The organism is Sporolactobacillus sp. CQH2019 (genome assembly GCF_028765345.1).
Classification (GTDB): Bacteria; Bacillota; Bacilli; order Bacillales; family Sporolactobacillaceae; genus Sporolactobacillus.
On the sequence record NZ_JARAJZ010000004.1, the window covers coordinates 358,693 to 382,329 of the forward strand.

The 23,637-nt window shown below is 47.8% G+C and carries 22 protein-coding genes, 1 tRNA gene, 1 pseudogene and 1 other annotated feature; of the genes and pseudogenes, 16 read left to right on the forward strand and 8 right to left on the reverse strand.

Going from position 1 to position 23,637, the window contains the following annotated elements; all coding sequences use genetic code 11:
• Positions 1–394 precede the first annotated feature (394 nt).
• The 5 genes from jag to rpmH form a co-directional block, all read right to left on the reverse strand.
• Positions 395–1,018, reverse strand: a complete 624-nt coding sequence (gene jag / locus OYT88_RS08025) for an RNA-binding cell elongation regulator Jag/EloR (protein WP_274399166.1) — start codon at positions 1,016–1,018, stop codon at positions 395–397.
• Positions 1,015–1,794, reverse strand: coding sequence for a YidC family membrane integrase SpoIIIJ (spoIIIJ, locus tag OYT88_RS08030; RefSeq protein WP_274399167.1), 780 nt, complete (start codon positions 1,792–1,794; stop codon positions 1,015–1,017). The genes jag and spoIIIJ overlap by 4 nt, the downstream gene beginning before the upstream one ends.
• A 42-nt stretch (positions 1,795–1,836) precedes the next feature.
• Positions 1,837–2,073, reverse strand: a complete 237-nt coding sequence (gene yidD, locus OYT88_RS08035; protein WP_274399168.1) for a membrane protein insertion efficiency factor YidD — start codon at positions 2,071–2,073, stop codon at positions 1,837–1,839.
• A 2-nt stretch (positions 2,074–2,075) separates the two neighbouring features.
• Positions 2,076–2,429, reverse strand: coding sequence for a ribonuclease P protein component (gene rnpA, locus OYT88_RS08040; RefSeq protein WP_274399169.1), 354 nt, complete (start codon positions 2,427–2,429; stop codon positions 2,076–2,078).
• A gap of 105 nt (positions 2,430–2,534) precedes the next feature.
• Positions 2,535–2,669, reverse strand: a complete 135-nt coding sequence (gene rpmH, locus OYT88_RS08045; RefSeq protein WP_188803355.1) for a 50S ribosomal protein L34 — start codon at positions 2,667–2,669, stop codon at positions 2,535–2,537.
• A gap of 718 nt (positions 2,670–3,387) precedes the next feature.
• Between rpmH and dnaA the strand changes: the two genes are divergently transcribed.
• From dnaA to OYT88_RS08115, 14 genes are all read left to right on the forward strand, one after another.
• On the forward strand, positions 3,388–4,812 hold the full coding sequence (dnaA, locus tag OYT88_RS08050; RefSeq protein ID WP_274399170.1) for a chromosomal replication initiator protein DnaA: 1,425 nt from the start codon (positions 3,388–3,390) through the stop codon (positions 4,810–4,812).
• A gap of 236 nt (positions 4,813–5,048) precedes the next feature.
• Positions 5,049–6,191: a DNA polymerase III subunit beta gene (gene dnaN, locus OYT88_RS08055; RefSeq protein WP_274399209.1), complete on the forward strand. Its 1,143-nt coding sequence runs from the start codon at positions 5,049–5,051 to the stop codon at positions 6,189–6,191.
• A gap of 127 nt (positions 6,192–6,318) precedes the next feature.
• Positions 6,319–6,540 (forward strand): S4 domain-containing protein YaaA, encoded by a 222-nt coding sequence (yaaA, locus tag OYT88_RS08060; RefSeq protein ID WP_274399171.1) that lies wholly within the window; start codon positions 6,319–6,321, stop codon positions 6,538–6,540.
• A gap of 14 nt (positions 6,541–6,554) precedes the next feature.
• On the forward strand, positions 6,555–7,679 hold the full coding sequence (recF, locus tag OYT88_RS08065) for a DNA replication/repair protein RecF (RefSeq protein WP_274399172.1): 1,125 nt from the start codon (positions 6,555–6,557) through the stop codon (positions 7,677–7,679).
• 5 nt (positions 7,680–7,684) lie between these two features.
• Positions 7,685–7,948: an extracellular matrix regulator RemB gene (gene remB / locus OYT88_RS08070; protein ID WP_274399173.1), complete on the forward strand. Its 264-nt coding sequence runs from the start codon at positions 7,685–7,687 to the stop codon at positions 7,946–7,948.
• A 59-nt stretch (positions 7,949–8,007) separates the two neighbouring features.
• Entirely contained in the window at positions 8,008–9,927 is a 1,920-nt protein-coding gene (gyrB, locus tag OYT88_RS08075) for a DNA topoisomerase (ATP-hydrolyzing) subunit B (protein WP_274399174.1), read from the forward strand.
• A 103-nt stretch (positions 9,928–10,030) separates the two neighbouring features.
• Complete coding sequence (gene gyrA / locus OYT88_RS08080; RefSeq protein ID WP_274399175.1) at positions 10,031–12,559, forward strand: DNA gyrase subunit A; 2,529 nt, start codon at positions 10,031–10,033, stop codon at positions 12,557–12,559.
• Positions 12,560–12,583: 24 nt separating this feature from the next.
• Positions 12,584–13,669, forward strand: a complete 1,086-nt coding sequence (locus tag OYT88_RS08085) for an HD-GYP domain-containing protein (RefSeq protein ID WP_274399176.1) — start codon at positions 12,584–12,586, stop codon at positions 13,667–13,669.
• Positions 13,670–13,897: 228 nt separating this feature from the next.
• Positions 13,898–15,364, forward strand: a complete 1,467-nt coding sequence (gene guaB / locus OYT88_RS08090) for an IMP dehydrogenase (RefSeq protein WP_274399177.1) — start codon at positions 13,898–13,900, stop codon at positions 15,362–15,364.
• A gap of 111 nt (positions 15,365–15,475) precedes the next feature.
• A complete protein-coding gene (locus OYT88_RS08095; RefSeq protein ID WP_274399178.1) occupies positions 15,476–16,819 on the forward strand; it encodes a D-alanyl-D-alanine carboxypeptidase family protein in 1,344 nt (447 codons plus the stop codon).
• 194 nt (positions 16,820–17,013) lie between these two features.
• Positions 17,014–17,898, forward strand: coding sequence for a pyridoxal 5'-phosphate synthase lyase subunit PdxS (pdxS, locus tag OYT88_RS08100; protein ID WP_274399179.1), 885 nt, complete (start codon positions 17,014–17,016; stop codon positions 17,896–17,898).
• Positions 17,899–17,911: 13 nt separating this feature from the next.
• Positions 17,912–18,487, forward strand: a complete 576-nt coding sequence (gene pdxT, locus OYT88_RS08105) for a pyridoxal 5'-phosphate synthase glutaminase subunit PdxT (protein WP_274399180.1) — start codon at positions 17,912–17,914, stop codon at positions 18,485–18,487.
• Positions 18,488–18,536: 49 nt separating this feature from the next.
• Positions 18,537–18,756 (forward strand) — a binding site (T-box leader).
• 44 nt (positions 18,757–18,800) lie between these two features.
• Positions 18,801–20,090 carry a serine--tRNA ligase gene (serS, locus tag OYT88_RS08110; RefSeq protein WP_274399181.1) on the forward strand — a complete coding sequence of 430 codons (1,290 nt, stop codon included), beginning with the start codon at positions 18,801–18,803 and terminating at the stop codon, positions 20,088–20,090.
• Positions 20,091–20,138: 48 nt separating this feature from the next.
• Positions 20,139–20,285 carry a hypothetical protein gene (locus tag OYT88_RS08115; protein ID WP_274399182.1) on the forward strand — a complete coding sequence of 49 codons (147 nt, stop codon included), beginning with the start codon at positions 20,139–20,141 and terminating at the stop codon, positions 20,283–20,285.
• A 62-nt stretch (positions 20,286–20,347) separates the two neighbouring features.
• On the opposite strand, the gene OYT88_RS08120 is transcribed toward OYT88_RS08115, so the two are convergent.
• Positions 20,348–21,007, reverse strand: a complete 660-nt coding sequence (locus OYT88_RS08120) for a deoxynucleoside kinase (RefSeq protein WP_274399183.1) — start codon at positions 21,005–21,007, stop codon at positions 20,348–20,350.
• A 538-nt stretch (positions 21,008–21,545) separates the two neighbouring features.
• Between OYT88_RS08120 and cspD the strand changes: the two genes are divergently transcribed.
• Both cspD and OYT88_RS08130 read left to right on the forward strand, forming a co-directional pair.
• Complete coding sequence (gene cspD / locus OYT88_RS08125) at positions 21,546–21,746, forward strand: cold-shock protein CspD (RefSeq protein ID WP_023511604.1); 201 nt, start codon at positions 21,546–21,548, stop codon at positions 21,744–21,746.
• Positions 21,747–21,934: 188 nt separating this feature from the next.
• Positions 21,935–22,007 (forward strand) — tRNA-Arg (locus tag OYT88_RS08130).
• A 903-nt stretch (positions 22,008–22,910) separates the two neighbouring features.
• Here OYT88_RS08130 and OYT88_RS20895 read toward each other — a convergent pair.
• Entirely contained in the window at positions 22,911–23,036 is a 126-nt protein-coding gene (locus OYT88_RS20895; RefSeq protein WP_443217496.1) for a putative holin-like toxin, read from the reverse strand.
• A gap of 407 nt (positions 23,037–23,443) precedes the next feature.
• Positions 23,444–23,637: pseudogene (locus OYT88_RS08135) on the reverse strand (hypothetical protein); the annotation flags it as partial.

The window sequence follows — 23,637 nt, forward strand, 5'->3', positions numbered from 1 at the left end:
CATGCCCGGAACGGATTCAAAATAAATTCAGTTCAAAGCAATTATTTCTGTGAAGCAAACCTTTACCCGGTAAAAACAGCAATACCCGTCTGAAAAGTCGGCTGCCCGGTTAAACAAACTCTGCTGAGCAAATATCTAAGAAACGGCACCGGTTCATTGTTTGTTCCCGGTAATCTATCAGACCGTCACGTCGTCACATTTTATTTTTCAAATAAAACGGAAATTATTCAGTGTGCACTCTACAGATGATCGGAATTATTTTCCGCTGTCCCCCCGTTACCGTTACGATCCCAAGAAAAAATTCAGCGGTTCCACCAGCATAATCAATCCACAGACTAAACGAAAGATAAAAGAAAAAAGCGCGCAAATAGGCGCGTTTTTCTTTCACCGATCACTAATTATCTGAAAGAGCGACTGTCACGTAACGGCGCGGTTCTTCGCCGAATGAAAAGGTCTTCACTTTGCTGTTCCCGGCAAGTTCCGAATGAATGATTTTCCGCTCAAAAGACGGCATCGGTTCAAAACGGTAGGCTTTTCCGGTTTTTGCAACCCTCTCCGCTACACGGTCGGCAAGAGAAATTAATGCCTTCTTCCTTGTCTCGCGATAATTTTCCGCATCAAGGATCAGCGTCATCCGATGATCGGAATTTTTATTGACGACAAGATTCGCCAGATACTGCAAGGCATTTAAGGTTTGGCCGTGCCTGCCGATCAGCTGCGAAACATCCCGTCCGACAAATTGACAGCGGCAGATCCTTCCGCTTTTGTCACTGACCTGAATATGCGCCGAGATATCCATTTTCTCGATCAGATTCCTCAGAAAATCGATACCCGAATCAAAGGGCGTTTTTTTCAAAGTGACACTCACAAGTGCTTTCCTTGATCCGATTCCGAGAAAACCGCCCCTCGGTCGTTCGATTACCGTGACTTCTACCTGATCGACGGTCGCATTAAGTTCCTCGAGGGCTGAAGATACAGCCAGGTCAACTGTCTTCCCATATTTCGAGACTTCCCTCACTTTTTCTTAGCGCCTCCGGATTCCGTTCTCGCCTGTGAAATATCCTTCTTCTCATAAATAAAATAAGTCTGGAATATCATGAAAATGTTTCCGACAACCCAGTAAAGAGCCAGAGCCGATGGGAAATAAAGAGCAGGCACAGCAATCATTATCGGAAAAACATAGGTCATCATCGCCATCTGAGGATTGGAGTTGCCCATTCTGCCAACCATAATCTTCTGCTGCAGAAATGTCGACAAAGCGGCAATGATCGGCAGAATATAAAATGGATCCGGCGCCCCGAGCTGAAACCACAGGAACGACTGTTTCTTGATTTCCCATGTCCGCATGATTGCCTGATAAAAAGCAAAAAGAATCGGCATCTGGATCAGCAGCGGCAGACAGCCGGAAAGCGGATTGACCTTATTCTCCTGAAAAAGTTTCATCTGCTCTTGCTGCAGTTTTTCCTGAGTAGCCCGGTCTTTAGAGCTGTACTTTTCCTGCAGGGCCTTGATTTTCGGCTGCAGATCCTGCATGGCCTGCGAGCTTTTTACCTGTTTTGCCATGAGCGGCAGCAGAACAAGCCGGACAATGATCGTCGTAATAATAATGGCAATGCCGTAACTGTCCCAGAACATATGAGCAACATAGATGATAAACTCCGACAGCGGATATACAAAATACCTGCTCCAGAATCCTGTACTCTGAGCATTAATCGGTTGATTCACATTCGAACAGCCCGCCAGCAAAACAGCCAGCAAAATCAAGATGCCCACCACAGCTCTTTTTTTACGCAAAACGCTACCTCCTCGATAGGTCCCGAACGATATTTTAAATTTTTACGGTTTTTCTCTATTCGTGTCTTTTCCGGGAACAGGATCGAACCCGCCCGGATGAAAAGGCTGGCATTTTAGCAGACGACGGACGGTCAGCCAGCCCCCTTTAAAAACGCCGAACCTGTCAAATGCCTCCACGGCATACTGCGAACACGTAGGATAAAACCGACAGGTCGGAGGTGTTAAAGGAGAAATAAATTTTTGGTACAGCCGAATTAAAAAAATAAAAATATATTTCATCGTCAAACATCCCTATTACTCAATATGGCACCCGCTTTTTTTAACACGTGAACCAGACTGTCCTGCATTTCCTGATGAGACATCGTTCGGACCGGAAGGCGCGAGATCACAACATAATCATTGCCAAGTTCCAGTTTGTCCGATAAATTTCGAAATATTTCCTTAATGTTCCTTTTAATATGGTTTCGCATAACGGCATTTCCCATCTTCTTGCTGACCGACAGTCCGAGACGGATATACGGCCGTCCGGTCTGCTTAAGCACATAGACGACGAACTGGCGATTGGCGAAAGACCTGCCCCTGTCAAAAACCGACTGAAAATCTTTATTTTTTTTTAATCTTTTCAACGTCTTCATCTTGTCCCTCCATAATGGGACATACCTTTTTCATAGACAGCATACAAATATTATACAAATGTAAAGGCCTGTGTAAAAAAGACCACTGTAGGTCTCACAGTGGCCTTATGCAGACAGAACTTTTCTTCCCTTGCGCCGGCGGTTTGCCAAGACTTTACGGCCGTTTGCCGTTGCCATGCGTGCGCGGAAACCATGCACCTTTTTTCTTCTCCGATTATTAGGCTGAAAAGTACGTTTCAATGATATTACACCTCCTAGCAAAACAGGAAAAACCAGTCTTATTAATTATAAGGACCCATCATCCAAAAGTCAAACAACGCGGATCCGTTTTCTCCTTCATTCAGTCGACAAACTGTGCATAATTTCGAGCCGCCGTTCGCTTTTTTCCACCGATTGTCGACATCTTTTTCACAAATTATCAAGCTGTGAACAACTTTCCCGTGCATAGTTATCCGTCTGTGGATAACATTTGCAAAGCATTGCTTTGCCTGCAATTTTTTGATATGATCATACTGCTTTAATTGTGCAAACAGTTTGTTTATCAACCGTTTTTTCCACAGGCTGTGGATAAAAATGTGGATATTCATAAACAGCCGTTTCTTCTTTTATCCACAGCTCGGTGATTATTGTTGACGATTCTTTTTTTTATGACAAAATCAACCTTATTTACTTTTTCTCTTTGTGGATAAATAACTCGCGCAACAGAATCGCGGGTCGCAAAGGCCGGGCAGTCCGCCGTGTGGTGCGGCGCTTTGTTCCGGCCCTTTGCGCTAGTTTTGCTGTTTTTTGTGCTTTCTGAAAGAAAAGATACCGCTTACCAGAGAGGGACGAAAAATGTCCCATAAAAACTCTGCTTTTGTGTCAGCCACAGACAGATGATCATTTTCAGCATCCTCTTAAAGCACAAATAGAGCACAAAAAACATGCTTCAATTTTTCAAAAGGGGGGCCGCCAGGCATTGGATAATCTTAAAGAAATATGGAACCAGGCACTTGCGATTATAAAGAAAAAACTCAGCAAGCCCAGTTTTGAAACTTGGCTGAAAGAAACACAGGCCCAGTCAATAAACGGACAGACAGTCATCATCAGTGTCCCCAATGAATTTTCCCGCGACTGGCTGGAAGAGCACTATTCCAGGCTGATTTCCGATATTCTTTACAACATCACAGGTGTCCATTACAATGTCCAGTTTGTTATCCCGCAAAAAAGGTCCGGCGAAACCGAAAAACCGGGGCCGCCGAAAACAAGAAAGAGTGATCTAATGAATCCCAGGCCGCAGAACGGCTACTCGGACAATGCAGGCCGTTTAAACCAAAGCACTCCGAGACGCATCGAAGAATTGAACAACAGTATGCTCAATTCAAAAAATACATTTGAAACATTTGTTATCGGTTCGGGAAACCGCTTTGCCCATGCCGCATCGCTGGCCGTTGCCGAAGCCCCGGCAAAAGCTTATAACCCGCTGTTCATCTACGGCGGTGTCGGGCTGGGGAAGACCCATTTAATGCACGCGATCGGGCATTACGTAATCGAACACAACCCGGCCGCGCGGGTTGTCTATCTTTCTTCCGAAAAATTTACGAACGAATTCATCAACTCGATCCGCGACAATAAAACCGTCGAATTCCGAAACAAATATCGCAGTGTCGATGTGCTACTTATCGACGATATTCAGTTTCTCGCCGGGAAAGAACAGACTCAGGAGGAATTTTTTCACACGTTCAATGCACTGCATGAAGAATATAAGCAGATCGTCATCTCAAGCGACCGGCCGCCGAAAGAAATTCCGACGCTTGAAGACCGGCTTCGTTCCCGTTTCGAGTGGGGGCTGATTACAGATATCACGCCGCCCGATCTCGAGACGCGGATCGCCATTCTCCGGAAAAAGGCCAAAGCGGAAGGCCTCGATATTCCGAACGAAGTCATGATTTACATTGCCAATCAAATTGACACAAATATCCGTGAACTGGAAGGTGCGCTGATACGCGTCATCGCCTTCTCATCCCTGAACAATCAGGATATCAATGTCGATCTGGCCGCAGAAGCGCTAAAAGACATTATTCCTTCGTCAAGGCCGAAGACCATCACGATACAGGATATACAGATGACTGTCGGAGAAGAATACAGTTTGAAACTGGAAGACTTTTCCGCAAAGAAAAGAACTAAGTCAATTGCTTTTCCGAGGCAGATTGCTATGTACCTTGCCCGCGAACTGACCGATTACTCTTTGCCGAAAATCGGGGAAGAATTCGGAGGACGCGATCACACCACGGTCATTCATGCTCATGAAAAAATAACGAAGCAACTTGCGTCCGATCGTGAGCTGCAGCAGAAAATCAACAGCCTCATCGACCGTCTCAAAGCGCCGATTAAGACACAATGAACATTTGAAAAGAGATCGTCGTTCACAGGGTGTGTATAAGTCCGGTATCATGCTGCGGCTTTGTTCACATTTTATCGACATGTGAATAACCCGGATTTAGAACTTTGTCGGTGTTATCCACATGTTCACAAGCCCTACTGCTGTTATGACTATTTTTAATTACTTTTTATAAATAAACACTGGGGGAAATAATCATGCAAGAAACGGAAGACACGAACCGAAATACAACACTCGCTATGAAATTTACAGTTCGAAAAGACAAACTGGGCGATGCTGTCAATCGTGTGATGAAAGCGATTTCCACAAAGACAACTGTGCCGATCCTGACAGGTATTAAAATAACGGCCGGTTTAGACGGAATAACATTGACCGGCAGTAATTCCGACATTTCGATTAAATCTTTTATTCCCGTTGAGGAAAATGACAGTGAAAATGTGGTCATTGAATCGACCGGGAGCATTGTCCTCCCTTCCCGCCTTTTTTCCGAGCTGGTCCGCAAACTTCCCGCTGAACAAGTACTGATTGAAGCAGACAGCCGCCTGATCGCAAAAATCACATCGGGAAAAGCCGAATTCAGCCTGAACGGACTGGATCCCGACGAATATCCGAATCTTCCGGTCATTAACGAAGGCGACGTCATCAGCATCAGAAAAGATCTTCTGAAAGATCTGATCAGGCAAACGGTTTATGCAGTATCCGTCTCGGAAACCCGTCCCGTACTGACCGGCGTAAAATGGACGATTCAGAACGGCAGACTGGATTGTGTGGCGACCGACAGCCATCGTTTAGCGCAAAGATCGGCCTCCATTGACATTCCAAACGAAACGGAAGCTTTTAACATCGTGATCCCGGGGACGAGCCTGAACGAATTGTCGAAAATACTTGACGATGACAATGACGAAAAAAATGTCGATCTGGTCATTACTGCCAATCAGGTCCTTTTTAAAACGCATAATACGCAGTTTTATTCACGGCTTCTGGATGGAAATTATCCGGACACAAGCCGGCTCATCCCAAAAGACAGCAAGACAACGATGACGCTCGCAACAAAAGATCTTTATCATTCAATTGAACGGGCCTCGCTTCTGGCAAAAGAAGAACGGAACAATGTCGTCAAATTGCGGGCGGAGGGCAATCAGGTTGAGATTTCATCCCAGTCGGCAGAACTCGGCCGTGTTTTTGAAACGTTAAACTCGGAAAGCTTCGAAGGAGAAACTCTGCATATTTCCTTCAGCGCGAAATTCATGATGGATGCGCTTAGTAAAATAGATGCACAGAACGTCAAAATTTTTTTTACGGGGCCGATGCGGCCGTTCATTATCCGTCCGATCGGCGACGAAGGGATCCTGATGCTGATCCTGCCGGTCAGAACATTTTAACGTAGGTATCCGAAAGGCCCGGCAGAAAAACTGCTGCCGGGTCTCGCCTTTTTTTACTGCCGGCCTTCCCTGCTGCTTTTTTAAGAAGGCGAATACCTGATTTTACTGACGAAAAGAGGCGGAAATGATGAATAAAGTAGCATTGGACGAGAAGGAAGACTTTATTACGCTTGGGCAGCTCCTCAAATACACAGGAACGATTCAGATGGGCGGCGAGGCTAAATGGTTTCTGATGAACCATGAAGTTTATGTAAACGGCGAACGTGAGATGCGCAGAGGAAAAAAATTGCGCGAAGGCGATCGGATTAAAATTGCGAAAACGGGCGAATTCGTCATCGGCAGGCAGTAAGGGGGCACCCCGGCTTGAAACTGGAATCTATAGAATTGACAAATTATAGAAATTACAGCCATCTGTCGCTGTCATTTTCTGATTCCGTCAATATATTTCTGGGGGAAAATGCTCAGGGAAAAACCAATCTTCTGGAAGCGATCTATGTATTGGCGATTGCCAAGTCTGCAAGAACGGCTCATGACAAAGATTTAATCAAATGGGATAAAGAATATGGTAAAATAAAAGGTAAAATAACAAGACACGGCGATACGGTCCCGATGGAAATTGTTATCTCAAAAAAAGGGAAAAAAGCAAAGGCAAACCATCTTGAGAAGCGCAGGCTGAGCGAATATGTGGGCATCTGCAATGTGGTCATGTTCGCTCCCGAGGATCTGAATCTCATTAAAGGCAGTCCGGCGATCCGCAGGCGTTTCATCGATATGGAGATGGGACAGATTGCGCCTGTTTATATACATGATTTAGGTGAATACCTGAAGGTGCTTCAGCAGAGAAATGCACTGTTAAAAGATTTTTCACGCCATGCCGGCAGTTCCGGCGCTCTGCTGGATATTCTGACTGAGAAACTGATCGAACTTGCTTCCGGAATCGTCATGCGCAGGCAGGCATTTGTTTCCGGACTGAACAAATGGGCAATCGAAATTCATTCGGATATCAGTCACGGCAGAGAACGTCTTTCAATTGCTTATCATTCCTCGGTCCGTGACGTATTAGAAAACTGTGATCGGTCAAAAATAGTTAATGCCTATGAGGAAACTTATGAACGGCTGAAAAAGAGAGAGATTGAAAGGGGATTGACGCTGATCGGCCCGCACCGCGACGATCTGCAATTCCGGATCAATGACCGTGATGTCCAGACATTCGGCTCACAGGGCCAGCAGAGGACGGCGGCCCTCTCAGTGAAACTTGCAGAGCTTGAGTTGATCAGGCACGAGGTGGGCGAATATCCGCTCCTTCTCTTGGATGATGTGCTGAGCGAGCTCGATGATGCCAGAAAAACACACCTGCTCGGCGTATTTAAACAAAAGGTGCAGACGTTTGTCACGACAACATCCGTTGCCGGGCTCGACCGGAGCCTATTGGATCGTGCGGCACTTTTTCAGATTCATCAGGGAACAGTAGAATCATTGAAAGGCTGAGGCCAATGTATGTCCATCTGGGCGAAGGGATGGTCGTTGATTCAAGTGAAGTCATTGCTGTATTTGATTATCAAACCATAAAAGACGCGGAAATGAATCAGAAAGTTTTTTCCAGCCAGAAGAAAAACGGAACCTGGGTGCAGAATGCGGACCGTCCTGCTAAATCTGTCGTTTTGACCGAGAATAGATGGTACGTGTCCCCCTTTAATTCCGCTACAATCAGGAAAAGGATCGGATCAGCTTTCTCCCTTCTGAAAAACACGAAGTAGAAAAGCCGGGAATTAAGAGGCATTCTGTGTCTGATGATACCAAGTTAGGTGGGGTATGGATGAAGGAACAACGTGATGTAAATCAGTCTTATAACGCCAGCCAGATTCAGGTCCTCGAAGGACTCGAAGCCGTCAGAAAAAGACCCGGCATGTATATCGGCACGACCGGTGAAAGAGGGCTGCATCATCTTGTATGGGAAATTGTCGACAACTCGATCGATGAAGCGCTTGCCGGCTACTGCAGCCATATTCAGGTCATCATTGAGCATGACGGCAGTATCACGGTGATGGATGACGGCCGGGGGATTCCTGTCGATATTCAGAAAAAGGTCGGCCGGCCCGCAGTGGAAGTCATCATGACCGTCCTTCACGCAGGCGGAAAGTTCGGAGGCGGCGGATATAAGGTGTCCGGCGGCCTTCACGGCGTCGGCGCCTCGGTAGTCAATGCACTGTCGACCACTATGTGGGTCAAGGTCTACCGCAACGGCCACATTTATTATCAGGAATATCATCGCGGCAAACCGGCCGAAGACCTGAAGGTGATCGGAGACACCGACCGTACAGGGACGACGACCCACTTTATTCCCGATCCCGAGATTTTCAAAGAGACGACCCGTTTTGATTACGATACGCTGCGCACCCGCGTCAGAGAACTGGCTTTTTTAAATAAAAATATTCGTATTTCGATTGAAGATAAACGGGAGAAAGACAAAAAAGAAACGTTTCATTTTGAGGGCGGCATCCGTTCCTATGTTGAATTTCTCAATCGTTCAAAAGAAGTTCTTCACCAGCCGATCGACCTTGAAGGCGAAAAGGACGGAATTAAGATTGAAATCGCACTGCAGTACAACAGCGGTTTTTCAAGCCAGCTTTATTCCTTTGCCAATAATATTCACACTCATGAAGGCGGGTCGCATGAATACGGCTTTAAAATTGCCCTGACCCGCGTCATTAACGATTATGCCAGGAGAAACCAGCTTATTAAAGGCGCCGACCAGAATCTGAGCGGAGACGATGTGCGCGAAGGTCTGACTGCTATCGTCTCGATCAAACATCCGGATCCCCAGTTTGAAGGCCAGACGAAAACAAAGCTGGGCAATCCGGAAGTCAGGACCATTACCGATACATTATTCTCGGAAGCATTTTCAAGATTTCTGTATGAAAACCCGGATGTCGCGCGGCTGATCGTAGAAAAGGGCATTGTCGCGTCGAGAGCGCGGACCGCGGCCAAAAAAGCCCGTGAACTGACGAGGCGCAAGAGCAGTCTTGAAAGTGCCTCGCTGCCCGGCAAACTGGCGGACTGTACATCGCGGGATGCCAGCATTTCTGAGCTGTATATTGTGGAGGGCGATTCGGCGGGCGGCTCGGCAAAACAAGGCCGCGACCGGCTGTATCAGGCGATACTGCCGCTGAGAGGGAAAATATTAAATGTAGAAAAGGCGCGGCTGGACAAGATTCTGTCCAATGCCGAAATCCGCGCGATGATTACCGCACTCGGTACGGGCGTCGGTGAAGAATTCAAACTGGAAAAAGCACGGTATCATAAAATTATTATTATGACTGATGCCGATGTCGACGGCGCACATATCCGTACCCTATTGTTAACGTTCTTTTACCGGTTTATGCGGCCGCTTCTGGAAAACGGATATGTTTATATTGCTCAGCCGCCGCTGTATCGCGTCCAGTACGGAAAAAACCTGCAGTATGCTTACAATGACCGGGAATTGGAGAAGATTCAGAGCACTCTTCCTGAAAACGTAAAACCGGTCCTGCAGCGTTATAAAGGTCTTGGAGAAATGAATCCCGAGCAGCTCTGGGAAACAACGATGGATCCGGGCAATCGCGTCGTGCTCAAAGTGAATCTGGAAGATGCGATTGAAGCGGATCAAATATTTGAGATGCTGATGGGCGACCGGGTGGAGCCGAGGCGCGACTTTATTCAGGAGAATGCCCATTACGTTCAGAATCTTGACGTCTAACGGGATACGCCTGTAAAGCGGGTCGGCGTTATATGAGTGCGTGGATTGAGCTTGTCCCGCAAGCCGTGGGACGGGTCAGTGTTATCGCTAAGGAGGAAAAAAGATGGCAGAGCAAGATGAATCAAGGGTCAGGCCGGTCGATATCGGGCATGAGATGCGCACGTCGTTTCTTGATTATGCAATGAGTGTCATTGTCAGCCGTGCGCTGCCCGATGTTCGGGACGGACTCAAACCGGTTCATCGGCGGATTCTTTTCGCCATGAATGAACTGGGGATCACTGCCGACAAGGCCTATAAGAAATCGGCGCGAATTGTCGGAGAAGTGATCGGCAAGTACCATCCGCACGGCGATTCTGCGGTCTATGAATCGATGGTGCGGATGGCGCAGAATTTCAGCTATCGTTATGAACTTGTGGACGGTCACGGAAATTTCGGTTCGGTCGACGGCGATCCGGCGGCGGCGATGCGCTATACCGAGGCGCGCATGTCGAAAATATCCATGGAAATGGTCCGCGATATCCGCAAGGATACGATCGATTTTCAGGATAACTATGATGGATCGGAGCAGGAACCGGCCGTGCTTCCCTCGCGTTTTCCAAACCTGCTGGTAAACGGAGCCTCCGGTATTGCCGTCGGTATGGCAACGAATATCCCGCCGCATCAGCTCGGCGAAGTGATTGATGCCGTACTTGCCCTCAGCAAGGATCCGGAAATCCGTGTGGAAGAACTGATGCAGTATATCCCGGGTCCCGATTTTCCGACAGGCGGCCTGATCCTGGGGCGGGAAGGAATCCGGCGGGCGTATCGGACGGGACGCGGATCGATTATCGTCCGGGCCAGAGTTGAAATCGAGGAACATCCGAGCGGCAAGCAGAGCATCGTTGTTACCGAATTACCCTACCAGGTCAATAAAGCAAAGCTGATCGAACGCATTGCCGACCTGGTCAAGGAGAAAAAGCTCGACGGCATAACCGACCTGCGCGATGAATCGGACCGGAGCGGCATGAGAATGGTCATTGAAGTCCGCCGGGATGCCAATGCCAATGTACTGCTGAACAATCTGTACAAACATACCGGCCTTCAGACCAGCTTCGGCATCAACCTGCTTGCTCTGGTCGACGGCAGGCCGCGTATTCTGAATCTGAAAGAGTGTCTCCACTATTATCTGGCTCATCAGGAGACCGTGATCCGGCGGAGGACCCGCTTTGAACTGAAGAAGGCGGAAGCAAGGGCTCATATTCTCGAAGGTCTGCGGATTGCTCTCGATCACCTGGATGAAGTGATCGCCTTGATCCGCGGTTCGAAAACGGCGGATATCGCCCGAAGCGGATTGATGGAAAGTTTTGCACTGACCGAGGAACAGGCACAGGCGATCCTTGATATGCGCCTGCAGCGGCTGACCGGTCTCGAACGTGAAAAAATCGAACAGGAATATGCGGAACTGATCAAGAAAATTGCCGAACTGAAGGCCATTCTCGCCGATGAACAGAAAGTCCTGCATATCATCCGAAAAGAATTGCGGGAGATCAAGGAAAAGTATAACGATAAACGCCGTACGGAGATAACGGTCGGAAGCGATCTTTTTGAAGATGAAGATCTGATCGAGCGTGAGGACATCGTGATTACCGTTTCTCATAACGGCTATGTCAAACGGATGCCGGTCGGAGCATATAAAAGTCAGAATCGCGGCGGCCGCGGCATTCAGGGCATGGGTACTAATGAAGACGACTTTGTCGAGCATCTTTTTCAGACCACGACGCATCATCGGGTGCTCTTTTTTACGAACAAAGGAAGAGTATTTCAGCTTAAGGGTTATGAAATTCCCGAACTGGGCAGGACGGCAAAGGGGATTCCGATCATCAATCTGATTCAGATAGAGAAAAATGAATATGTTACGGCGTTTTTTCCGATCGAAGACTTTGATGATGCTCATTATCTTGTTTTTCTGACGAAAAAGGGCATTACGAAACGATCCCCTCTCTCTGACTTTTCCAACATCAGAAAAGGGGGCCTGTTTGCCGTCACAGTGCATGATGAGGACGAATTAATCGCTGTCCGGCTGACGGACGGCAAAAGAGACCTGATCGTCGGTACGAAAAAAGGGATGGCAATTCGCTATAATGAAAATGATGTCCGATCAATGGGCAGAAACGCGGCCGGCGTCAAGGCAATCACGCTGGAAGCGGGAGATGAAGTCGTCGGCATGGGTATTGCCGGCGATGACAACGACGTGCTGATCGTAACGGAAAAAGGGTTCGGCAAACGGACTGCCTGCAGTGAGTACCGGAAACAGACGCGCGGTGGAAAAGGTCTTAAAACATGCAATATTACTGAAAAAAACGGCAATCTGGTTGCTCTTCGGACGGTTGAAAAGGATGAGGATCTGATGATTATGACCGCCAACGGCGTTATTATCCGGATGCCGGTCTCCGGAATTTCGAAGTTGGGGAGAAATACAATGGGCGTCACGCTTATCCGTGTCGATGAAGGAGACAGCGTGTCGACCATTGCCCGCATTCAAAAGAATGAAGAAGACAATGGGGACGCCCTGCCGAAGGACGATCCCGGCGACAGCGGGGAAGAAGAAGAAAATCCGTCGGAACAATCGCAGCAGCAGGATAAAGAACCTTAATCTTTAGAATGTGAGGAAAACAGCATGCTGGTGAAAGCGAGCGAACTGGAAGCAGGCTATGTACTGAAAAAAGACGTTTACGCCAAATCGGACAAGCCGCTGATTCGTTCGGGCACTGTTCTGGAAGACGTGCATCTGGCCTTCCTGAAAGCATTCCTGATCGACAGCGTCGAAGTGGAAACAAAAACAGTCTCGGGCCGGACGCTGCATACGGGCAGAGATAAGCCGGACAGACCCGCGGAAACATCCGATCCGGAAAAACCGACGGGCAATGCTTCGGACGATAAATATCAGACGGCTGTTTCTGCCTACCGTTCGTTTTTTAGACAATGGCAATCCGGTTCGGGAATCAATATCGGGGCATTCAGGAAGGCTGTGATGCCGCTTCTTGCGGATTCTCTTAATGATCCGATCTGGATTGCCCGTTTTCTTTTGAAACGGACAATGATTCGCAGCAGAGCGGATCGAAGCGTCACGATGGGATTTCTTTCCGCTTTTCTTGGGAAAAAGCTCAGTTTTTCCCAGGGAGACGTCTATCAGATCGGGCTGGCGGGCATGCTCGCCGATTGCGGTCTGGCCAAACTGCCGCCCTCCGTCCTGAATCAAGAGGAAAACAGCACGGTAAAAGAGCGGCTGCTGTATGAAAGACATGTCACGGACAGCTACAAAATGCTGAAAGATGTTCCAAGTTTGCGGAAAGAAACGTTGCTCGCTGTCATCCAGCATCATGAGCGGGAGGACGGAAGCGGCTATCCGCTCCGGTTGAACGGCGAACGGCTCAGCTCTTTCGCGAAGGTACTGGCGGTCTGCGACAGTTTTCTTCATTATGCGGCAGCGAGCCCGGAAAACGGGGGGCCGGTACGGATACTTGACCGTCTCAGGGAGGCCTCTTATGGAAAATTGTCCGGATATCTTCTGGATAAATTTTGCGATGAGGTGATGACTCTTTTCATCGGTTCTAAAGTCGTGCTGTCGGACGGCCGGGAGGGAAAAATTATTTTTATCCCTGCCAAAACAGCAACGCGTCCGCTCATCCGTCTGGAAAATAACGAGGTCATCAGTCTTTCCGAAAAGAGACGGCTCAGTATTGACCGGATTGTGACCGGTTGATCACGAATGCGTCAAGCGATTCCCGTGCGGATGCCCGGCCCGTTTCCGGTCTTTTTTGTTCCGCTTTCAAAGGGAAACGGCGGAACAGCGTAAAATTTGCCGAATCGGAAGCCGTTGTTAGAAAAGTACAACTTCGTTTAGTCTTCTTGACAGTCGTTTGTCCAGTTGATAAGCTAACAATAAAAATTTCGGGTAGTGAAGACAATTATCTATGGGGGTAAAACGTTCATGCGAGAAGACAAATTTGCAAAAGAATCACTGACTTTTGATGACGTATTGCTGATCCCTGCCGAGTCTGAAGTTCTGCCCAGGGACGTCTCCGTAAAAACCGCGCTGACGAGTACGCTTAAGTTAAATATACCGATTATCAGTGCCGGGATGGATACGGTGACCGAAACAACGATGGCGGTTGCTATGGCCAGGCAGGGCGGCATGGGTGTGATTCACAAAAATATGTCCATTGAGGAGCAGGCGGAACAAGTAGACAAAGTCAAAAGGTCAGAGAGCGGCGTTATCACGAATCCCTTCTTTTTGACTCCGGACGATCAGATTTTTGATGCGGAACACTTAATGAACAAATATCGCATTTCAGGCGTTCCGATTGTCGACAATAAGAAGGAGCGGCATCTAGTCGGCATCCTGACAAATCGCGATATGCGGTTTGTCAAAGATTACTCCTCACGAATCGGCGACATGATGACAAAAGACAATCTGGTCACGGCACCGGTCGGTACGAGCCTGAGCGAAGCGGAAGAGATATTGAATCGCCATCGGATCGAAAAACTGCCGCTTGTCGACCGCAACGGCGTCTTAAAAGGGCTGATTACAACTAAAGACATCGAGAAAGTCGTTGAATTTCCAAATTCGGCGAAAGATGAACACGGCAGACTGCTGGTTGCGGCTGCCGTCGGTGTCACTTCCGATGCTCTGCTGCGTGTCGAAAAACTTGTCGAAGCCGGGGCGGATGCACTTGTCATTGATACGGCGCACGGCCATTCAAAGGGCGTGCTGGAAAAAGTCGCCGAGATTCGTAAAGCCTATCCGAATATTAACCTGATTGCCGGAAATGTAGCCACTGCGGAAGGGACAAGGGCGCTGATTGATGCCGGCGTAGATGTCGTCAAGGTCGGTATTGGACCGGGATCGATCTGTACGACCCGTGTTATTGCCGGTGTCGGCGTCCCGCAGATTACGGCGGTCTATGATTGTGCCAATGAGGCGGACAAGCACGGCATTGCCGTTATTGCGGACGGCGGTATCAAATACTCGGGAGACATTGTGAAAGCACTGGCGGCGGGCGGCAGCGCAGTGATGCTGGGCGGACTGCTGGCCGGAGTCGATGAAACGCCGGGAGAAACTGAAATTTATCAGGGCCGGCAATTTAAAGTCTATCGCGGCATGGGTTCGGTAAGCGCCATGGAGCACGGCAGCAAGGACCGTTATTTTCAGGAGAATCAAAAGAAACTTGTCCCCGAAGGCATTGAGGGGCGTGTTCCTTACAGAGGAAAACTGGCGGATACGATCTATCAGCTGATCGGCGGGCTGAGGTCCGGTATGGGATATTGCGGAACAGCGACGATACAAGATTTACGCAATCAGGCCAGATTTACAAGAATTACCAACGCCGGTTTGCTGGAAAGCCATCCTCATGACGTGCAAATTACGAAAGAGGCACCGAACTATTCTATTAAATAATTAAACACATAATATATTTTTTACGAGACGAGCTGTTTCGCCTCGGTTTTCTATGTCTTTCGTTCATCGCGGGATCGGGATGAAGCGTGAAACCATTCGGGGGTGTAGGGGTTGAATTTCAGTAAACGGCTGCATCGTTATGCAGTGACAGGTCTTGTTTTTATTCTGGCGCTGGTGCTGGGCCTTCAGAGTCTGCCCGCTTCTACGGCAAAAGCGGCGGATACGCTCGGCATTCAAGCTAAATCCGCTATTCTCGTCGACTATAACAGCGGACAGATTTTATACGAAAAGAATGCGGATCAGGTATATCCGCCGGCCAGCATGACCAAGATGATGACCGAATATCTGGTGATGCAGGCGCTCCATAATAAAAAACTGACATGGAATACGAAAGTGTCGATCAGTAATTATGCTTATCAGATTTCGCAGAATCGTACGTATTCCAATGTTCCGTTAAGGATGGACTATCAATATACCGTCAGAGACCTGTATGAAGCGATGGCCATTTATTCGGCAAACGGAGCGGCCATTGCTCTGGCTGAAAAAATCGGCGGTTCAGAGAAAAATTTTGCCAATTTAATGAATCAGACAGCCAAAAAACTCGGCATGACCAATGCTCATTATATTAACAGTACCGGGCTTGAAAACGCCGATCTTGGTAAATTCGCGACTGAGGGCGGCGCGAACGGCGCCAACGAACTGTCGGCGCGGGATATTGCTAAGCTGGCTTATCATGTGATTAAAGACTATCCCGAAGCACTGAACATTTCAAAGGTTCCGGTCAGGAATTTTACGGCCGGCGTCGACTCTCCTATCCAGATGGTGAACTGGAACTACATGCTTCCCGGACTTGGATCGAACATGAAACAGTACACATACGAAGGCGTGGACGGGCTGAAAACCGGTCATACCGATCTTGCCGGCTATTGCTTCACCGGTACGGTGAAGCAGAACGGTCGCCGGCTGATCAGTGTTGTCATGGGGACCGATTCCGACGGTCAGCGTTTCGAACAGACAAAAACGTTATTTGATTACGGCTATCAGCAATTTTCTAAAAAAGCCGTTGCCCGTAAGAATCAGCCGATCCCCAATCAGAAGGCTGTTGCCATCCGTAACGGCAAGGCGGGAACAGTGAAACTTGCTTTTGGAAAATCGATGAATCTCATGGTAGCGGATGGAGAAAACCCGAACGTCGCATTCCGGGTTACGCTTGACCGTTCAAAACTGGACAAAAACGGACAGCTGGAAGCTCCGGTCCAAAAAGGCGAACAGATCGGCTATGCCACGCTTGCAACGAACGGAAACACTGCGTACGGGCATTTATTTGCGAATGACAATAAAATTCCGGTCGTGGCCGCCGAGCAAGTGGATCAAAACAGCTGGATTGTCCGGATGTTTCAAGGAATAGGCAGTTTCTTTGCGGGAATTTTTTCATGGATCGCCGGCCGTTTTTGAGAAAAGTAATTTAAAAGAGCAGTAGACGCGGAATCAGGAGATTATTTGACATCAATCTTCTGATTTTCTCTTAATCTGAAGTGAAAAAATAGTCAAAATATCTCCAAAATATAGTTATTCACTATGAATTATTGTACACTAGAGTTACCCGAATTCGAAAGGAAATTTTTAAGGCTGAAAATGGAGGAGTAGTCATGGCTGAAAAAGGTACAGATAAAGTTAAAAGAGGCATGGCCGAAATGCAGAAAGGCGGCGTGATCATGGATGTGGTCAACGCCGAGCAGGCCAAAATCGCGGAAGAAGCGGGCGCTACCGCTGTAATGGCGCTTGAGCGCGTACCGTCGGATATCCGCAAAGCAGGCGGCGTCGCACGGATGGCCGATCCGACGATCGTTGAACAAGTCCTGAATGCTGTTTCGATCCCGGTTATGGCGAAGGCGCGTATCGGGCATATCGTTGAAGCACGGGTGCTTGAGGCAATGAAGGTCGACTATATAGATGAAAGCGAAGTGCTGACGCCGGCAGACGATGTGTATCACATTGATAAAAAAACCTTCACGGTGCCTTTTGTCTGCGGCTGCCGCGATCTGGGTGAGGCGGCGCGCCGGATCGGCGAAGGTGCGGCGATGCTCCGGACAAAGGGCGAACCGGGAACCGGCAACATTGTCGAAGCCGTCCGTCACATGCGTCTTGTGAACAGTCAGGTGCGCAAGGTTGTCGGTATGTCGCCGGATGAATTAATGGTCTATGCAAAAGAACTGGGTGCGCCTTATGAAATCCTTCTTCAAATTAAGGAGGCCGGACGGCTTCCGGTTGTCAATTTTGCGGCCGGCGGCGTGGCAACGCCGGCAGACGCCGCACTGATGATGGAGCTTGGAGCCGACGGTATCTTTGTCGGATCGGGCATTTTCAAATCGGAAAATCCTGCAAAATTTGCCAAAGCAATTGTTGAGGCGACAACTTATTACAAAGATTATGAGCGCATTGCAGAACTTTCAAAGGGTCTTGGTGAACCGATGAAAGGGATTGATATGGGTACGCTTACGCCTTCCGAGCGGATGCAGGACCGCGGGTTATAAGGTGGTTCAAGCGATGACGACAAAAATCGGCGTTTTGGCGGTTCAGGGAGCAGTAAGCGAGCACATTAAAGCACTGAAGGCATCAGGCGCAGAAGCATACACGATAAAGAGCATCCGGGATCTGGAAGGCCTTGACGGGCTTGTCCTTCCCGGCGGAGAAAGCACAACCATGCGCCGGCTGCTGGACAAATACGGACTCTTTGAAGCCATCAAAGATTTTGCGGCGGACAAGCCTATTTTCGGTACGTGCGCAGGATTGATTTTGATGGCAAAAAAAATCGAGGGGCAAAAGGGTCCTCATCTCGGCCTGCTCGACATCGATGTCAGGCGTAATGCTTTCGGCCGTCAGGTTGACAGCTTTGAAGCCGATCTGGCAATCAAGCATGTGGCCGACCATTACGATGGCGTCTTTATCCGGGCTCCGTATATTAAAAGTGTCGGCGCCGGCGTTGAGGTGCTTGCAACTTATCAGGATAACATTGTTGCCTGCCGTGAGGGGCGGTTCCTCACATGTGCCTTTCATCCGGAGCTGACCGATGATTTGCGGATGCACCGTTATTTTGTTCAAATGGTTGAGGAAACTGTCTGACTGCTTGCATTTTTTCCCGGCTTATTGTAAATTTTTATTAGTGAAAAATGTGAACTTGATGACGGGAACAATTAGTGACGAGGTCCTTGCAAAGAGAGCCGCAGACGGTGGGAAGCGGTGAAGGGCACGGCATGAATCCGTCCCTGAGAGAAATGCTGTCGGACAGGCATAAACGGATCGTTTCCGTTATCAATGATCAAGCGGCTTGTGAGCTCTTGAAAGATCATAAGCAATTTGGGTGGCAACGCGGGTTAAATCTCGTCCCTTGGTTTAGACAGGGACGGGATTTTTATTTTAGGGAGGCGCAGTGACGATGTTAGACATGAAACTTTTAAGGGAACATTATAATGAAATCGAAAGGAAGCTGAATAAAAGAGGCGAAGACCTCAGCGATTTCAAAAGATTTCCGGCATTGGACGAGAAAAGACGGATGCTGATTAATCAGGCTGAGGCTCTGAAGGCGAGACGCAATCAGGTATCGGCCGATGTGGCAGCGAAGAAACGGGCGAAAGAAGATGCCCGGGATCTGATTGAAGCGATGCGCGAGGTCAGTGCTCAGATCAAGACGCTCGACGGCGAGCTGCACCGGATTGAAGACGAACTGCATCAGGTCATGCTTTCCATACCGAATATTCCTCATGAAAGCGTACCGCTCGGCGACGGTGAAGAAGATAACCAGCCGATCCGCTTCTGGGGGGAACCGCGAAAATTTTTATTTGAACCGAAGCCGCACTGGGACATTGCAACCGGCCTCGATATCCTTGATTTTGAACGTGCGGCCAAAGTAACCGGCAGCCGCTTTGTCTTTTACAAGGGACTCGGAGTACGTCTGGAACGTGCACTGATCAGCTTTATGCTGGATCTTCATACGGAAAAACACGGCTATACGGAAATGATGCCGCCGTACTTGGTCAACCGCGACAGCATGACCGGCACCGGACAGCTGCCGAAGTTTGAAGAGGACGCTTTTAAAATCGCCGACGACCGGGATTATTTTCTGATCCCGACAGCGGAAGTGCCGGTGACGAATTATTATCGTGACGAGATTTTAAACGGCGACGATCTGCCGATTGCCTATGCGGCGTACAGTGCCTGTTTCCGTTCAGAGGCGGGTTCGGCGGGACGCGATACACGCGGAATCATCCGCCAGCACCAGTTCAATAAGGTCGAACTGGTCCGCTTCGTCAGGCCGGAAGATTCATACAATGAACTTGAAAAACTGACCGGACATGCGGAAGAGGTACTGCGGCTGCTGAATCTGCCGTACAGGGTTGTCAGCATATGTACCGGGGATCTCGGGTTCACGGCGGCAAAGAAATACGACCTGGAAGTCTGGATACCCAGCCAGGACACGTATCGTGAAATATCATCATGCAGTAATTTTGAAGATTTCCAGGCGAGACGGGCCAATATTCGGTTCAGGCGCGAGCCGAAAGCAAAACCTGAATATGTCCACACTTTAAACGGATCCGGTCTCGCTGTCGGGCGTACAGTTGCGGCGATTCTGGAAAATTACCAACAGGAAGACGGCAGCATCCTGATTCCCGAAGCGCTTCGCCCGTACATGAAGAATCTTGAAAAGATCACGGCGGCAAACAACTGAAGACGGATTGTGAAAAATTGATCGTAATTCGAGGAGGCGGAAAAAACGATGCCCTTTCATCAGAGAGTGGATAATGAAGCAAGGCTGACGCGAATGATCGAAGACCTGGGTATTACAATAAACACGGGGAAGCCCCGGAAGGAAAAGCAGGATTCCGATCCGAAAGAAAAAAATAAGGAAAACGAAAAGAACTGAATGAAAAGCCGCGTGCTGAGAGAGATGCTCTCCCCACGCGGCTTTGTATTCTCGGGTTCTTTTTATCGCTTTTTTCCCGCTTCGCTTGCCAGCTTCTCCTCAATCAGCGGAATGACGGAATCCAGCGAATCGGGATGGTAAATAAGGTCATAATCATCAATATCAATCTTCAATACCGGACATGTGTTGAAATGGGCAATCCACTGTTCGTAACGTTGAAACATTTCCTGCCAGTAGCTGACCGGCGTTTCTTTTTCTGATCCCCGTCCGCGGGAACGAATGCGTTTTATTGTCGCGTCAAGCGATCCGTGCAGATAAATCAGGAGGTCGGGATGGTGAAAATAAGGGGTCATCACCATGGCATCGAACAGCGATGTATAGGTACGGTAATCTGCTTCGGACATCGTCCCTTTTTCATAATGCATCCTGGCAAAGATGCCTGTATCTTCATAGATTGACCGGTCCTGAACAAATCCGCCCGGCCAGGCGTCCATACGCTTGTTCTCTTTAAATCGTTCGCCAAGAAAATAAATCTGGAGCTGGAAGACCCAGCGTTCAAAATCTTTGTAAAAAGCATCAAGATAAGGATTTCCGTCAACTTTTTCGAGAGAGGTCCGAAAGTGCAGACGCCCGGCCAGAGCCCTTGCAAAAGTCGTTTTGCCGATACCGACCATACCTGCGACTGAAATGAGACACTTCGACGGTAACTGACTTGGATTCATAAATAGATTCGCCTTTCTGAAATAAAAATAGCCGCTTTGTTTTCGCTTAAACGGCCGCAGACAGAGAACATACATACGTTCCTTTCAGTTTATCATGTCCTCCTGAATTTGAAAAGAGGACGGAAGACAGCCTGTCCGCTTTGTTATACGGACACGATAAATGACCGTTACGTTATTAAGATATCCGGCAGAGCCGGTTTCACCCGTCTGATTGAATAAAGACGCGAAAATGGAGAAAAAATGGAAACGGCATAATGATACAAACGGGATGCCGATGAAGAATGCCAATGTATCGGTAAAGTATCCGGTTACAAAATGGCTAAATTTATTTGACACCGGGTTGAAGTTGTGCTAAATTAAAGTAAACCATTTTACTACTTAATATATGATCTGGATGTAAGAATGAAGACCCTTCCTTGAAGTGTAGTAGTTTTTACTTCTGGAAGGGCCTGTTTTTTTATATCCTGGTTCACTGTTAAATGGTGGGTGGTTTTATTTCACGCGCGGGCAGCGCAAGGTTTTAGGGAGGCAGTAAAGCATGCAAAACGGTAAAGTAAAATGGTTTAATGCAGAAAAAGGTTACGGTTTCATTGAAGTTGAAGGCGGAAATGATGTATTCGTACACTATTCTGCAATCGAAGGCGACGGTTTCAAAACGCTTGAAGAAGGCCAGGAAGTCAGCTTCGATATTGTTGAAGGCAACCGCGGACCTCAGGCAGCAAACGTTACGAAACTGTGATCGATAACCATAGCCGATGATGCAAAAGCAGTCCTCTCTAAATATAGGGCTGCTTTTATTTGCGTTCTGTTGCGGACCGCAGGACATTGAAGAAAAATGCTTCAGCCGAAACTCCGAAATCCCCGCTGTTCAAAACCGTGTTTTTTTTGTATAATAATAAATGTCGCTTAAAAAGATACTGCAGATACGGCTCTGTAGCTCAGTGGATAGAGCGTCGGTTTCCTAAACCGTGCGTCGGGAGTTCGACTCTCCCCAGGGCCACTACTTAAACCCTTGATACATAAGGGTTTTTATTTTTTCCCTTTTTACATATTCGCCTTTCACCGTGAATTTTCTTTTTTTACAATCCGTGCGCATATGCTCATCATGTAATCTCTCTCTATTTTTTTTATAAAAAGGTTCCTCCGCTGCCTCCCTATCGTATAAAGGCCTTCATATCAAGGTTTTTAACATATATGCGCGATTGTTCGGCTTTCAAGCAAAACGTTAAAAAAACATATCATCCAAAAACGGAGTGCCTCAACAAAGCGAAAATGAGCCTCCCCCCTTTATGGAGGAAGGCAGCGGCGGGATTCCGCACTTATTCAGCGTTTTAAAAAGTCCGGCGTTACATTGGAATAGAGGATTGTGTCTCCGTTACAGAAATAATTGTTAACTTTTATCATAAAACAGTTAATATTTTATCTTACAAAACAGGAAAAAATACAACAGAAAGCCCCGCTGCATGTTCCCGAAAACCGGAAATCAAGGCAGGGGGATTCAAAATTACTTGACTGTTGAAATTGTACTAATCGGGCTGTCTTAGCCTGTTTTTCGGCTTAAACTGATACAGTTTTTCTAATCTGTTATATGTCCTGTTGGTTTGTCTTGGTTACTCTGTCGCCTCTATCTTGTGTCCGAGAATGGGCCAGGACAGAGCCGAGACGCTCCCCAAATCGGGGGGAATGACTTTCATCTGCGCTCAAAATTGAGCTGACCTATCCCGCCCATTGCATTTCTTACAGGTTACCGGGTATAATAAGGACACAGGGAACATAAAATAAAACCGCCAGTGCGCGAACACTGACGGAATAGCAATATCCGCACAGAGCGGAACAGCGCTTAAAACTGAATTACATGTGATGAATAATCCGTCTCAGCCACCGTGAATGGCATATGGGCGGATTATTTCTTTCTGTCTGACAGCATGAATACCAGTACACCGAAAGAAACCATCAGTGTTAAGGCTTGAAATACTGTCATTGGCGCCACCCCCATTCTATAAGGGCGTCGCTGTCCGCTCATATGCATCTATTGCCTGTTCTGATTATAGCATGTCATGCCTCGGATTTGACCCATAAACCAGGTCAATCAAATCGACCTGACTAAACAAATCCTTAAATCTGAGGGATCCGCCTAAAATTGGATAGACTCACTCTTTTTTTTAGCGTTAGAGATGTTGGAATAGTCGGCTAAGCAAATGAATCCTTTATGGGAAGTTGGTAAACGGTGGGATCCGAAACCCCTATGTGTTTTAAATGTCAGGGTTTGACTGGCGTTTAGTATAAAAAAGTACAGGGCCCGGATCAATCAATATATCGTCGCAATGGCCATCTTCCTGGTAATGGCACCGGGGGATTGCTTTTTGCATTGATTTTTTGTTTCAAATATTAGAATGTGTAATATATTCTAACTGGACAGTCAAAAATTTTAGGATGCTAAGAAATCAGTAATTCGTCTTGTACTTCAGGTGTTTCCTGCTTTTCCTGAATTATTTGTGTTAGTGTTAAATGCTGGTTTCGGGCAAACCGTTGAAAAATCGTTTGGCGTAAATGAGCCATGATCGTGGCCTCTGAAGCTACCCCTTTGGACGGTGTCCTTAAAAAGCGGAAAAGTTTACTTTTCCGCTGGC

Coding starts and splice junctions, on each gene's coding strand:
- yaaA (WP_274399171.1), top strand. CDS start 6,319: ATGAATAAAGTAGCATTGGACGAGAAGGAAGACTTTATTACGCTTGGG.
- pdxT (WP_274399180.1), top strand. CDS start 17,912: ATGACGACAAAAATCGGCGTTTTGGCGGTTCAGGGAGCAGTAAGCGAG.
- guaB (WP_274399177.1), top strand. CDS start 13,898: ATGCGAGAAGACAAATTTGCAAAAGAATCACTGACTTTTGATGACGTA.
- OYT88_RS08085 (WP_274399176.1), top strand. CDS start 12,584: ATGCTGGTGAAAGCGAGCGAACTGGAAGCAGGCTATGTACTGAAAAAA.
- dnaN (WP_274399209.1), top strand. CDS start 5,049: ATGAAATTTACAGTTCGAAAAGACAAACTGGGCGATGCTGTCAATCGT.
- gyrB (WP_274399174.1), top strand. CDS start 8,008: ATGAAGGAACAACGTGATGTAAATCAGTCTTATAACGCCAGCCAGATT.
- remB (WP_274399173.1), top strand. CDS start 7,685: ATGTATGTCCATCTGGGCGAAGGGATGGTCGTTGATTCAAGTGAAGTC.
- OYT88_RS20895 (WP_443217496.1), bottom strand. CDS start 23,036: ATGCATATGAGCGGACAGCGACGCCCTTATAGAATGGGGGTGGCGCCA.
- cspD (WP_023511604.1), top strand. CDS start 21,546: ATGCAAAACGGTAAAGTAAAATGGTTTAATGCAGAAAAAGGTTACGGT.
- yidD (WP_274399168.1), bottom strand. CDS start 2,073: ATGAAATATATTTTTATTTTTTTAATTCGGCTGTACCAAAAATTTATT.
- pdxS (WP_274399179.1), top strand. CDS start 17,014: ATGGCTGAAAAAGGTACAGATAAAGTTAAAAGAGGCATGGCCGAAATG.
- OYT88_RS08115 (WP_274399182.1), top strand. CDS start 20,139: ATGCCCTTTCATCAGAGAGTGGATAATGAAGCAAGGCTGACGCGAATG.
- OYT88_RS08120 (WP_274399183.1), bottom strand. CDS start 21,007: ATGAATCCAAGTCAGTTACCGTCGAAGTGTCTCATTTCAGTCGCAGGT.
- rnpA (WP_274399169.1), bottom strand. CDS start 2,429: ATGAAGACGTTGAAAAGATTAAAAAAAAATAAAGATTTTCAGTCGGTT.
- serS (WP_274399181.1), top strand. CDS start 18,801: ATGTTAGACATGAAACTTTTAAGGGAACATTATAATGAAATCGAAAGG.
- gyrA (WP_274399175.1), top strand. CDS start 10,031: ATGGCAGAGCAAGATGAATCAAGGGTCAGGCCGGTCGATATCGGGCAT.